This is a genomic window from uncultured Bacteroides sp., from assembly GCF_949298305.1.
Lineage (GTDB): Bacteria > Bacteroidota > Bacteroidia > Bacteroidales > Bacteroidaceae > Bacteroides.
Genome location: NZ_CASFWU010000050.1, coordinates 15,540 through 28,905, shown reverse-complemented (window position 1 = coordinate 28,905; position 13,366 = coordinate 15,540). Strand labels below are relative to the sequence as shown.

Annotated in this window: 6 protein-coding genes and 1 tRNA gene; 6 read left to right on the top strand and 1 reads right to left on the bottom strand. The window is 58.7% G+C overall.

Features of this window, described 5'->3' with window-relative positions; translation table 11 throughout:
- The first annotated feature begins 205 nt into the window (after positions 1-205).
- Positions 206-278, top strand: a tRNA-Lys gene (locus Q1Y74_RS08390).
- Positions 279-1,033: 755 nt separating this feature from the next.
- Here Q1Y74_RS08390 and Q1Y74_RS08385 read toward each other — a convergent pair.
- Complete coding sequence (locus tag Q1Y74_RS08385) at positions 1,034-2,407, bottom strand: sigma-54 dependent transcriptional regulator (protein WP_300813800.1); 1,374 nt, start codon at positions 2,405-2,407, stop codon at positions 1,034-1,036.
- A 91-nt stretch (positions 2,408-2,498) separates the two neighbouring features.
- Between Q1Y74_RS08385 and Q1Y74_RS08380 the strand changes: the two genes are divergently transcribed.
- The 5 genes from Q1Y74_RS08380 to Q1Y74_RS08360 all read left to right on the top strand — a co-directional run bounded on the left by Q1Y74_RS08380 (position 2,499) and on the right by Q1Y74_RS08360 (position 13,365).
- Positions 2,499-3,338: a peptidylprolyl isomerase gene (locus tag Q1Y74_RS08380; protein ID WP_300813799.1), complete on the top strand. Its 840-nt coding sequence runs from the start codon at positions 2,499-2,501 to the stop codon at positions 3,336-3,338.
- A gap of 24 nt (positions 3,339-3,362) precedes the next feature.
- Complete coding sequence (locus Q1Y74_RS08375) at positions 3,363-4,595, top strand: pitrilysin family protein (RefSeq protein WP_300813797.1); 1,233 nt, start codon at positions 3,363-3,365, stop codon at positions 4,593-4,595.
- Positions 4,596-4,660: 65 nt separating this feature from the next.
- The gene (locus tag Q1Y74_RS08370) at positions 4,661-5,998 is read left to right on the top strand and encodes an MATE family efflux transporter (RefSeq protein ID WP_300813803.1); all 1,338 of its coding nucleotides are present in this window, start codon (positions 4,661-4,663) and stop codon (positions 5,996-5,998) included.
- On the top strand, positions 5,991-8,342 hold the full coding sequence (locus tag Q1Y74_RS08365; protein WP_300813795.1) for an ATP-binding protein: 2,352 nt from the start codon (positions 5,991-5,993) through the stop codon (positions 8,340-8,342). The genes Q1Y74_RS08370 and Q1Y74_RS08365 overlap by 8 nt, the downstream gene beginning before the upstream one ends.
- Positions 8,343-8,814: 472 nt before the next feature.
- The gene (locus tag Q1Y74_RS08360; protein ID WP_300813793.1) at positions 8,815-13,365 is read left to right on the top strand and encodes a translocation/assembly module TamB domain-containing protein; all 4,551 of its coding nucleotides are present in this window, start codon (positions 8,815-8,817) and stop codon (positions 13,363-13,365) included.
- Position 13,366: the final 1 nt, after the last annotated feature.

Genomic DNA, 13,366 nt, shown 5'->3' with positions numbered 1-13,366 from the left:
TAAGTTTATAAACTCATCTTTTGAGAGAAATCCAAATGACTTCAATCTGAAATGAAACAACAGAGGCCATCTCAAGTTTATTTTGAGACAGCCTCTTTTGTTTTTCTGCCCAAATCAGCGGATATTTTTTTAAAAAAAAGTAAGCCAAAATAGTTGCCCTATTAAAAAAAAGCCCTACCTTTGCAGCCGAAAAAACAAAGGGTATGCACTCTTAGCTCAGTTGGTAGAGCAACTGACTCTTAATCAGTGGGTCCAGGGTTCGAATCCCTGAGGGTGTACAGAAAGTATAGATTGAAATCAAAAAGTTCTGAGGATTGGTTGCCTCAGAACTTTTTTTATATAAGGATATTCAATCAACAACATCGTGTCAAAGAACCAACACGACCTATCCGTTACCCTCTCAATTTTCTAAAAGGTATGGTATAAAACGACAGAAGCCGTTCCCCAGAATAGACAAGGAGGGAACGGCTTCTGCGTAAGTGTGCTTACTGTTATTCGGCCACTTAGTTGTGATTTGGACGTTCTTGACTGTTATCCGAAACACAGACGACAAGACTATGCTACAAGCACGGTACATGCCTAATAATTCCGGTTTCAGTCAAGAACGTACCACCACAAACAAACATAAACAGGGCTGTTACTAATTCTTTTTAATTATTCATTTGCTATTAAACTTTGGTACATTATAATTTGTAAGAGTTTTGCTTCTTATCCCCGGTGTAGAATCACTACACCAGCATAATATATATCTCAAACGGTGTGCCAAAATCGGTACAAGCAATTAAATTTCTGAAAATCAGCACAACTGCCATTTCTGACCGTTGTGGAATGATGTGGAAGTTGTGGTGCAAAGTGTGGAAATTATCCACATTCATAGAATGTCTCAGGCTGCATAGGCATGTTTTTTTTCTGAAGTCGCCTGGACGTTTCTCCGTTGAGTCGAATGCCTGATGCGAGCCATGCAAGAGCCAGTTACGGCTTGCGCACAAGCCCTGAAAGGCAAATGCGTACCGACTTCCCATCTTTTACAAGGTTACTGTATATTGTATAACTTCAGTTTGTTATACAGAGTCTTGCGATCGATGCCCAGCAACTGGGCAGCACGGCTCTTGTTGTTTCCCGTTTGGCGCAAGGCTTCGAGGATGTGCTGTTTTTCCGCTTCTTCGTTGCGCAGCGACATTCCCACGGGAGGCGCAGCGGTTTCCTGCAGTTCACTCAGCTCGGCCAAACTGATGTATTTACCCTGCGCCAGCAGGGTGGCACGGCGGACCGTATTCTTCATCTGCCTCAAGTTGCCCGGCCAGTGATATTCCAGCAGGGCGCGCGAGGCTTTCTCGTCGAACCCGATGAGGTGTTTGTCCAGCTCCCGATTGGCCTGGTCGAGGAAGAAGTTGGCAAAAAGCAGGATGTCTTCGCGACGTTCCTTCAGCAGAGGCATACGCAAAGTGAATTCATTGATGCGATGATAGAGGTCCTCGCGAAAAGTCCCCTTTTCAATGGCCTGCTCCAGGTTTTCGTTGGTAGCTGTCACCAGCCGGACGTCAACGTTGATTTCTTTGCTGGAGCCTACCGGACGTATCTTGCGTTCCTGCAAAGCGCGCAGCAACTGGATTTGGACTTCGTAGCCCAGGTTTCCTATTTCGTCCAAGAAGATAGTACCGCCATTGGCCTCGACAAAGGCTCCCGTCTTGTCGCTGAGAGCGCCGGTGAAAGCCCCTTTCACATGGCCGAAGAATTCGGAGGCAGCCAGTTCCTTGGGAATGGAGCCGCAGTCAATGGCCACAAACGGACGGTCGGCCCGTTTGCTGAGCTGATGGATGCGGTGGGCCACATACTCCTTGCCCGTTCCGCTGGCGCCGTTGATGAGCACAGACATGTTGGTAGGCGAAACCAGGCGGACATAGTTGAAAAGCTGGCGGGCCACGTCGCTTTCGCCCTCGATGAAGTCGGACTGGAGCACGGACGCAGGTGCGATACCATGACCCGTGTGCCCGTGGAGTTCGCTACCACCAGCCGACGGAGCGGGAGCGGCAGCCTTCTCGGGCTGCGGGGCACTGAGAGCTTCGTTGATTTTTTTAAGCAGTTCATCGGGGTTGACGGGTTTGGCAACATAGTCGCAGGCACCCAGTTTGATGGCCTGCACGGCCGACTGGATATCGGCATATCCCGTCATCATGATGAGAGGGATGTAGAGTTCCTTTTCACCCAGCCACTTCAGCAGGTCGATGCCGTCATGGTCTGGCAGGCGCAAGTCGGACAATATCAGATCCACGCTTTCCGTCTCGATGTGCTTGCGGGCACGGGCTATGCTGCTGACCGAACTTGCCTGGAAGCCTTTCTTCCCCAGCCAGGTCTTCAACATCATGCCGTAAGTAATGTCGTCTTCAACGATTAATATGGACTTCATTTCCTCTGCTTTTGTCTCTTTTAAGATACAAAGGTAAGTGGTTTTGTCCGAAAGTCGTATATTTGCAGGCTTAAATTAAATAAAAAGAAAGATGAAAGGCCTTTTCATAACATTATTAACCGTTCTGGCTTGCGGACTGACTGCCTGCAATTCAGGGCATAAGAAGAACAGAGATATGGGACAAGAAACGAGACTGAAAATTGAGACCTCTGCGGGAGACATTGTCGTGAAACTGTACAACGAAACTCCCAAGCACCGTGACAACTTCATCAAACTGGCCGAAAACGGAACCTACGAAGGCACGTTGTTCCATCGGGTCATCAAGGACTTCATGATACAGGCAGGCGACCCCGAATCGAAGAATGCGCCCAAGGGCAAGATGCTGGGGTCGGGCGACGTGGGCTACACCATCCCCGCCGAATTCGTCTATCCGAAGTATTTCCACAAGCGCGGCGCCCTCTCGGCTGCCCGCCAGGGTGACAACGTGAACCCCAAGAAAGAATCGTCCGGCTGCCAGTTCTACATCGTGACCGGCAAGGTGTACAGCGACTCCACCCTGCTGGGCATGGAGCAGCAGATGGGACAGATGCGTCTGAACAACGCGTTCAACGCCTTGGCCCAGAAGCACATGAAGGAAATCTACAAGCTGCGCAAGAACGGCGACCACGAGGGACTGATGAACCTGCAGGACACACTCATTGCACAGGCTGAGGCCGAAGTGGCCAAGATGCCCGAGTTCCGCTTCACGCCCGAGCAGGTGGAAGCCTATACGACCGTAGGCGGCACTCCCCATCTGGACGGCGAATATACGGTCTTCGGCGAAGTGCTGGAGGGCATGGATGTAGTGGACAAGATACAGAAAGTAAAGACAGACCGCAGCGACCGCCCCGAACAGGACGTAGTCATCAAGAAAGTGACGGTACTGGACTGACGGTTTAGACTGAGGGGGACAGCCATGAAAATCAACAAGCAGACATTGAACAACGGGCTTCGGGTGGTGCATTGCGAAGACAAGGATACGCAGATGGTGGCGCTGGACATTGTCTACGATGTGGGCGCCCGTGACGAGCACCCCGAGCATACGGGCTTTGCCCATCTGTTCGAGCATCTCATGTTCGGAGGCTCGGTGAACATCCCCGACTATGACGGTCCCCTGCAACAGGCGGGCGGGGAGAACAACGCGTGGACCAACAATGACATAACCAACTATTACCTCACCATTCCCAAGTCGAACGTGGAAACCGGCTTCTGGCTGGAATCCGACCGCATGCTGGCACTGGACTTCAGCGAGCACAGCCTTGACGTGCAGCGCGGGGTGGTGATGGAAGAGTTCAAGCAGCGTTGTCTGAACCAGCCTTATGGCGACGTGAGCCATCTGCTCCGTCCCCTGGCCTACAAGGTACATCCCTACCGCTGGCCTACCATCGGCAAGGAACTGGCCCACATCGAACGGGCCACGTTGCAGGAAGTGGAAGACTTCTTCTATCGTTTCTATGCGCCCAACAATGCCGTGCTGGCCGTTACGGGCAACATTTCATGGGAAGAGACGCTCAGACTGACGCTGAAGTGGTTCGGCCCCATTCCCCGGCGCGACGTGCCTGTCCGCCGGTTGCCCCAAGAACCTGTCCAGACCGAGGAGCGCAGGCTGACTGTGGAGCGCAACGTGCCGTTGGATGCCCTTTTCATGGCCTTCCACACCTGTCGCCGCGACGAGCCCGACTACTACGCCTTTGACATTCTGTCGGACATTCTCTCCAACGGGAGCTCCAGCCGTCTGAACTTGCGTCTGGTGAAGGAACGGAAAATCTTCTCGAGCATAGACGCCTACATTTCGGGCACACGCGACGCGGGCCTGCTGCATGTCTCCGGCAAGCCTGCCGCGGGCATCTCGCTGGAACAGGCCGAAGAAGCCGTACGCCGCGAACTGGAAGACCTCATGCGCAACTCCGTAGGCACACAGGAACTGGAGAAGGTGAAGAACAAGTTCGAGTCCACCCAAATCTTCGGCAACATCAACTACCTGAACGTGGCCACCAATCTGGCCTGGTTCGAGCTGACCGGACAGGCCGAAGACATAGACCGCGAAGTGGAACGCTACCGCTCGGTCTCGCCCGAACACCTGCGCGATGTGGCCGCCCGCGCCTTCCGGCCGGAGAACGGCGTGGTGCTGCACTACAAGAAAGGATGACAGGCTTCTGCCGCGGACACCAACCGCCGGCCGGTTCCGCAGCAGAGCATTCTACCCATTGAATGATGAGAGAAATCTTTGATAATTACAAGAAACATTACCGCGCCCTCTTCTTTCTGGGCCTTCCCATCATCATCGGCCAGCTGGGTGTCATCATCCTGGGCTTTGCCGATACGCTAATGGTGGGGCACCACAGCACGGAGGAACTGGGGGCGGCCTCGTTCGTGAACAATGTGTTCAATCTCTGCATCATCTTCTGCACGGGCTTCAGCTACGGCCTTACGCCCGTTGTGGGCAGCTGCTACGGCAACCGCCGCTTCTCCGAGGCCGGACAGGCCCTGCGCTGCAGCCTGCTGGCCAACTTCCTGGTGGGACTGCTGCTCACGCTGCTCATGACCCTGCTCTATTTCAACGTGGAGCGGCTGGGACAGCCCGAAGAGCTGCTCCCCCTGATCAAACCTTACTACCTGACCCAACTCTTCTCGCTGGTGTTCGTCATGCTGTTCAATGCCTTCAAGCAGTTTACCGACGGCATTACCGACACCAAGACCGCCATGTGGGTGCTGCTTGGAGGCAACACCCTGAACATTGCGGGCAACTATGTGCTCATCAACGGCAAGTGCGGCCTGCCCGAACTGGGCCTGCTGGGAGCGGGTGTCAGCACACTGTTCTCGCGGGTGCTGATGGTGCTGGTCTTTGCCTGGGTGGTGCTGCGCGGGCGGCGCTTCCTGCGCTACCGGGCGGGATTCTCCCGTCTGGGCTTTTCGATGCCCGTGTTCAGACGGCTCAACGCCCTGGGCTGGCCTGTGGGCTTGCAGATGGGCATGGAGACGGCCTCGTTCAGCCTCAGCACCATCATGGTGGGCTGGCTGGGCACCATCGCGCTGGCCTCGCACCAGGTGATGCTCACCATCTCGCAGTTCACCTTCATGATGTTCTACGGCATGGGGGCAGCGGTGGCCGTACGCGTCAGCAACTACAAGGGACAGAACGACAGGGAGAACGTGCGCCGCTCGGCCTACGCGGGCTTCCACCTGATACTGGGCATGGCCGTGGTGCTGCTCAGCATCATCTTTGCCCTGCGCGGGCAGCTGGGAGGCTGGTTTACGGACAATGCCGAAGTGACCGCCATGGTGTCTGCCCTGTTCTTCCCCTTCCTCATCTACCAGTTCGGCGACGGCCTCCAGATTAATTTCGCCAACGCCCTGCGAGGCATCTCGGACGTAAAACCCATGATGTTTATAGCATTTATCGCATATTTTGTTATATCTTTGCCCGTAGGTTACCTTTGCGGCTTCGTGCTGGGCTGGGGAGTGACGGGGGTATGGATGGCTTTTCCCTTCGGGCTGACCAGCGCAGGCATCATGTTGTGGCTGCGCTTCCGTTATCAGACGCATGAATAGTGTATCGAAAGTAAAGATTGTCCTTGGCTATACGCTGCTGCTTGCCGTATTGCTTTTCTCCCTGTTGTTCGTACACCGGGAGGTGGACAAGCTCACCCTCTCCGAGGACAAGGACATGATGTGGGCCGACAGCCTGATTACCCTGCTCCGCAAGAAGGACGCCAACACCATCCGTATGCTGCGCACGCTGAGCGAGGCCAACGACAGCATGATTTCCACCAGCGAGATAGAACACATCATTGCCACACAAGACTCGGTCATCACCCAGCAGCGGGTGAAGCGCCGCATCATTGCCCATCGCGACACCATTGTCACCAAACCGAAGAAGAAGGGCTTCTTCCGCCGTCTGGGCGAGGTCTTTGTCCCGCCCAAGAAGGACACCGCCATTCAGGTGAAGACTTCTTTGGAATTCAGCACCGACACGGTGATAGACTTCTATAACCCCACGGACTCCTTGCAGGAGAAGCTGCGCGAGGTGGCCGAACAGCAGAAAATAACCAATACCGTAGTGAAGCGCCGCAACCGCACCCTGCAGCGCATGGACCACCTGCTGACCGAGCAGATAGACAGCCTGCTGAAGACCTACGAGCAGGAGACGCTGGAGCGCGCCCGCATGGAGGCCGAGAAGCAGCAGAGCGTGCGCAGGCGTTCGGCCCGCACCATTGCGGGCGTGGCGGTGGGAGCCGTGTTCCTTTCGGCCTTCTTCCTGGTGCTGATAGGCAGGGACGTGACCCGCAGCAACCGCTACCGCCGCCAGCTGGAGGAAGCCCGACGCAGGGCGGAAGACCTGCTGGCCACCCGCGAGAAGCTGATGCTGGCCATCACGCACGACTTCAAGGCACCGCTGGGCTCCATCATGGGCTATGCCGACCTGTTGGCACGGCTTACCGTGGACGAGCGGCAACGCTTCTACCTGGACAACATGAAGACCTCGTCGCAGCACCTGCTGAAGCTGGTGGTCGACCTGCTTGACTTTCACCGCCTCGACCTCCACAAGGCCGAAATCAACCGCGTCACCTTCCATCCCGCCCGCCTGCTGGACGAAATCAGGGTCAGCTTTGAACCGCTGACCTCCGCCAAAGGCCTGGCCCTGCACTGCGACATTGCCGAGGAGCTGGAGGGCACTTACATCTGCGACCCGCTGCGCCTGAAGCAAATCATCAACAACCTGCTGTCAAACGCCGTGAAGTTCACCGAACGGGGAAGCATCACCCTCAAGGCCCGTTACGAAAACCGCCGGCTGGTGGTAGCCGTGACCGATACGGGCAAGGGCATGGACCCCGCCGACCGCGAACGCATCTTCCAGGAATTCACCCGCCTGCCCGGAGCGCAGGGCGAAGAGGGATTCGGGCTGGGCCTGTCCATCGTGCGCATGCTGGTGCAGCTGCTCGAAGGCACCATCGAGGTAGACAGCCGCCCCGGCAAGGGCAGCACCTTCACCCTCCGCGTTCCCCTGTTCCCGGTCCACATAGACACCGGGAAGGAGACGGAAGAAAACGGAAAGACCCACGCAGACCCGACCGAGCCGACGCCCGACGCGTCTTCTGCCGCCCCCGCCCTGCGGGTGGCCCTGATAGACGACGACCGCATCCAGCTCATGCTCACCACCTCCATGCTGGAGCAGGGAGGCATAGACGCCGTGGCCTGCCTGCAGCTGGACGAACTGCTCGACGCGCTTCGGGAAGGACACTTCGACGTGCTGCTCACCGACGTGCAGATGCCGGCCATCAACGGTTTCGACCTGCTGAGGCTGCTGCGCGCCTCCAACATCCCCCAGGCCCGTACCATTCCCGTCATAGCCGTCACAGCCCGCAGCGACATGAAGCGCGCAGAGTTTGCAGAGCACGGCTTTGCGGGCCGCCTGCACAAGCCCTTCACGGTGAAGGAGCTGCTGCAGGAAGTGGAAGGCTGCGGAGACGAGACCGCCGGGGCGACCGGCACCGGCGAAACGGAAGACGCGCCCCTGCCGCCCGAGCCGGACGACGCACCGCCCTCCTACGACTTCACGGCCCTTACCGCCTTCTCGGGCGACGACGAGGCGGCCTCCCGCTCCATCCTTGAAAGCTTCGCTTCCGAAACCCGCGCAAACAGCGGATACCTGCAGCAGGCCCGCGATGCAGCCGACCCGCGGAAAATGTCTGCCGTGGCACACAAGATGATTCCCCTCTTCACCCTCATCGGGGCCAAGAAGCTGGTCGGCCGGCTGAGGGAACTGGAAGCAGCCCGCGACGCCTCCTTCACCGACCGCCTGAAGCATTGTGCCGACGAGGCCCTCTCTGCCGTGGCCGATGTGCTGGAGAAGCTGGAGGAGAAAACGGCTGGCCCGCAGGCCGGCGCCCAGTGACGCCCGACGGCCTTCACGGTCCGGAAAGATAAATTGTATTTACAAGACAGGCCGTCTCCCCTCCCCCCCATCCTCCGCCAGGCGTTTCCTTTTCCGAAGACAGCCGCACCTCTATCGGACAATGCCCGCATGGTGTCCGGACGACGCTTGCATTCTCCGCAGACCGTGCTTGCATTGTCCGGACACCATGCAGGCATTGTCCGGGCGGGCAGCAAGCGCCATCCGTCCCGTCAGTTTTTTCTTTTCCGCCGTCACGCCAAACCGCTGATGCCCAGCAGTTTTCAGAATCGCCCCGTAAGGCGGGTTCCGGCCACGGGGCGAAAGGCCGAATACTTTTTGGCCCGGGAGCAACAAATGTCGAAATAAATTGTTTACTTTGCGATAGGTTTGTCCGGCCTGTTGAAAACATCTTGACAAGACAGATGCTGTTCCTTCATTCCGGCAGGCCATGCTTCACTTGTGAACGCTTGATATGAAGACGAGAAAGAAATGGTTGAAAAGGGCAGTGTGGATATTGCTCACACCCATCCTGTTGTTCCTGGTGCTGATGATATTGCTTTACGTGCCTCCCGTGCAGAACGTACTGAGGAAGCAGGTCACGGCAATGGCGTCGGAAGCCACAGGCATGGACATATCTGTGGAGCGCATCGACCTGCGCTTCCCCCTGAACCTGCTGGTGCGCGGCGTGCGGGTGATACAGCCGGCCGACCCTGCGCAGGGCCAGGCGCGGCCCGACACCCTGCTGGACCTGCAGCGGCTGGAGGTGCGTGTACAGGCCTGGCCGCTCCTGAAGGGCCGGGTGGAGGTGGACAATATCACCCTGAGCCAGGTGGCCGTCAATTCGGCCGGACTGGTGGAGGGCATGCGCGTCAAGGGAGTGCTGGGCAAGTTCTTCCTGGCCAGCCACGGCATTGACCTGACGGCCGAAGACGCCATACTGAACCAGGTGGAACTGAGCGACACCCACTTGCAGGTGGAACTGGCCGATACCACCCAGACGCCGCCCGACACGACCACTACGGCACTGAACTGGAAGGTGGCGCTGCACGCGCTGAAGCTGAAGAACGTGTCGCTGACACTGGACATGCCGCTCGACTCCGTGCGCCTGGCCGCCACGCTGGGCGAAGCCGTGATAGAAGATGCCGACGCCGACCTGGGAAAGCAGTTCTACGGCTGGCGCCGCTTCCTGCTCTCGGGCTCCACGCTCAAGTACGACACGGGCGGTTCCGAGCCGGCCGAGGGCTTCGACGCCTCGCACATCGCCCTGCGCGACATACGCATCGGCATCGACTCCGTGATGGCCTACGGGCGCAACCTCAATGCCGTGGTGCGCGAATTCTCCATGAACGAGCGCTCGGGCCTCAGCGTCACCTCGCTGACAGGACGCCTGTTTGCCGACTCGACCGTCATCCGCGTGCCCTCCCTGCGCCTGCTCACCCCCCACAGCGAAATGGACCTGACCGCCCAGACCTACTGGGAACTGGTGAACATACCCACCACGGGCCGCCTCAGCGCCCGCTTCAACGCCCGCATAGGCAAGCAGGACGTGCTGCTCTTTGCCGGAGGCCTGCCCAAGACCTTTACCGACGCCTACCCCTTCCGCCCGCTGGTCATCCATGCGGGCACGGACGGCAACCTGAAGCAGATGCAGATATCGCGCTTCTCGGCCGAACTGCCCGGCGCCTTCCTGCTGGAGGGCGGGGGCGAGCTGTGGAACCTGACGGACAGCCTGCAGCGAAACGGCACGCTGGACCTGCAGATGCAGACCCTGAACCTGAACTTCCTGACAGGACTGACGGGCGTCACGCCCGACGGCTCGCTGGTGGTGCCCGACAGCATGAAGCTTGACGCGCGCCTCCGCCTGGACGGCCCTGCCTACTCCGCCCTGCTCAACCTGCGCGAGCGGCAAGGCACGCTGCACCTGGACGCCGCCTACAATACGTCCACCGAAGAGTACCGGGCCGACCTGAGGGCCGACACGCTCCAGCTTCACCACTTCCTGCCCAAAGACTCGATTTACACCCTCTCGGCCAAGGCCTCGGCCCGGGGACGGGGCACCGACCTCACCTCGGCACGCACCCGGTCCGAAGTACATCTGGCGCTGGGACAGCTGCACTACGGCCGCTGGAAGGTGTCGGGCGTCACGCTCGACGCCGGCCTGAAGTCGGCGCTGGCCACACTGAAGCTGACGAGCGACAATACCCTGCTGAAGATGCAGACGGCCGCCGAGATGCGCCTGGACCGCCGTTATCTGGACGGCAAGATAGCCCTGAACGTCGACGAGGTAGACCTCTACAAGCTGGGCATCGCCCCCCGCCCGCTGGAACGGCCCTTTGCCTTCAGCCTGGGAGGCGAGGCACGCCACGACTCCATCAAGCTGCAACTCACGGCGGGCGACCTCGACTTCCGCTTCCGTGCCCACAGCACGCTGAAGAAACTGATGGAGCAGTCGGACCGCTTCATGGCCGAACTGACGGCACAGATAGAAAACCGCAAGCTGGACCATGCGGCCCTGCGCCGCCTGCTGCCCTCGGCGGGCATCAACCTCACGGCGGGCAGGCAGAACCCCGTGGGATACTTCCTGGCCACGAAGGACATCACTTACGACGACTTCAAGCTCAACTTCGGCTTCACGCCCCAGGTGGGCATCAACGGACGCAGCGCCCTGCACGGCCTGCACGTAGACTCGCTGCAGCTGGACACCATCTTCTTTGCCATCCGCCAGGACACCTCGCGCATCCAGTTGCAGGGCGGCGTCATCAACGCTCCCGGCAATCCGCAGTACGTCTTCCGCAGCCTGCTCACGGGCGAAATACGCAGCGAGGACGCCGGGCTGACCGTAGACTTCAAGGACGGGAACGGCGATACGGGCCTGCTCTTCGGGGTGAACGCCCGTCCGCTGAGCGAGGGGAACGGCAAGGGCAACGGGGTACTGTTCCAGCTGACGCCTGCCGAGCCGGTCATCGCCTTCCGCAAGTTCCGTTTTGTAGACAACAGCAACTGGATATACCTGCACAAGGACATGCGCCTGTATGCCAATGTGGACATGGACAGCGACGACGGTCTGTGCTTCCGCATGCAGTCAGACCGCAGCGACACCCTGTCCCTTCAGAACATGAATGTGGAACTGAGCCGCTTCAAGCTGAGCGAGCTCAGCAACATGCTGCCCTACATGCCGCGCATGACGGGCCTCTTCTCGGCCGAGGCCACCTACATCCAGAAGGCCACCTCGCTCCAGCTTTCGGCCGAGGCCAACGTCCGGCAGCTCACCTACAACCACCGCCCCGTGGGCGATATAGGCCTGGGAGCCACCTGGCTGCCCGGCGAGGACAACGTACACTATCTGAGCACGTACATGACATTCAACGACGAAGAAGTCCTCTCGGCCGACGGCGCCCTGAAGCAGGCCGACGGGAAGAGTGAGGTAGACGTAACGACCCGCCTGGAACGCTTCCCGCTGGAGATTGCCAATTCCTTCGTGCCCGAACAGCTGGTGGCACTGACGGGCCATGTCAACGGCGAACTGGAGGTGAGCGGAACGTCAGACAGTCCGCTCTTCAACGGCCAAGTCTCGCTGGACAGCGTGTCGGTATCTGCCCGCCAGGTGGGCGCACGCTACTGGTTCGACAAGCGTCCGCTGGAGATAAAGGACAACCGCCTGCTGTTCAACAAATTCGCCATCTATACCACCAGCCGCAATCCCTTCACCATAGACGGCAATGTGGACTTCCGCAAGGTGGAACAGCCTACGGCCGAACTCAACCTGCGGGCCATGAACTATACGCTGCTGGACGCTCCCCGCACACGCGAGAGCCTGGTGTACGGCAAGATATTCGTAGACCTGACGGCCACCCTCCGCGGACCGCTCGACGCGCTGGTGATGAGAGGCAACATGAATCTGCTGGGCAATACGGACGTCACTTATGTGCTGACCGACTCGCCCCTGACGGTGGAAGACCGCCTGGACGGCCTGGTGACCTTCACCTCCTTTGGCGACACCACCGTTGTCGCTGCCGACGAAGTTCCCACCATGTCGCTGGGAGGCATGGACATGATTATGACGGTCCACATCGACGAGGCCGTGCAGCTGCGCGCCGACCTCAGCGCCGACCGCAGCAAGTACGTGCAGCTGGAGGGCGGAGGAGACCTCAGCCTGCAATATACGCCGCAGGGCAACATGAACCTGACAGGACGCTACACCCTTTCGGGAGGCGTCATGAAGTATTCGCTGCCCATCATCCCCCTGAAGGAGTTCCAGTTTGCCAGCGGCAGCTATGTGGACTGGAAGGGCAACCTGATGAACCCCACCCTGAACCTGAAGGCCACGGAACGCGTCCGCGCCTCGGTGGCCGACGGAGACAACGGTTCGCGCACGGTGAACTTCGACGTGTCCATCTCCATCAAGAACCGGCTGGAGGCGCCCGAACTGGTGTTTGACATCGCCGCGCCCGACGACGCCACCGTGGAAAACGAACTGCAGGCCATGGGTGCCGAAGAGCGCAGCAAGCAGGCCATTGCCATGCTGGCTACGGGCGTCTACCTGAACAACGGAGGCAAGGGCGGCGGCTTCTCGATGGGCTCTGCCCTGAACAGCGTGCTCCAGAGCCAAATCAACGCCTTGGCCGGTTCGGCCCTGGCCAGCGCGAACGCCAGCTTCAGTGTGGGCGTGGAAGACCGCACCGCCGCCGAGACGGGCGACAAGCAGACCGACTACAGCTTCCGCTACTCGCAGCGCTTCTTCAACGACCGCGTGCAGATTATCATCGGCGGCAAGGTGTCTACCGGAGCCAACGCGACCAACGACGTGGAGTCGTTCATAGACAACATCTCGGTGGAATACCGCCTGGATGCCTCGGGCACCCGCTATGTGCGTGTGTTCCACGACAAGAATTATGACAGCATATTGGATGGAGAAATCACCGAGACGGGTGTGGGTCTCGTGCTCCGCCGGAAGATGGACCGCCTGGGCGAACTCTTCATCTTCAAAAGGAACAAAAGGAAAAAAGTAGAGAGCGATGAATGAG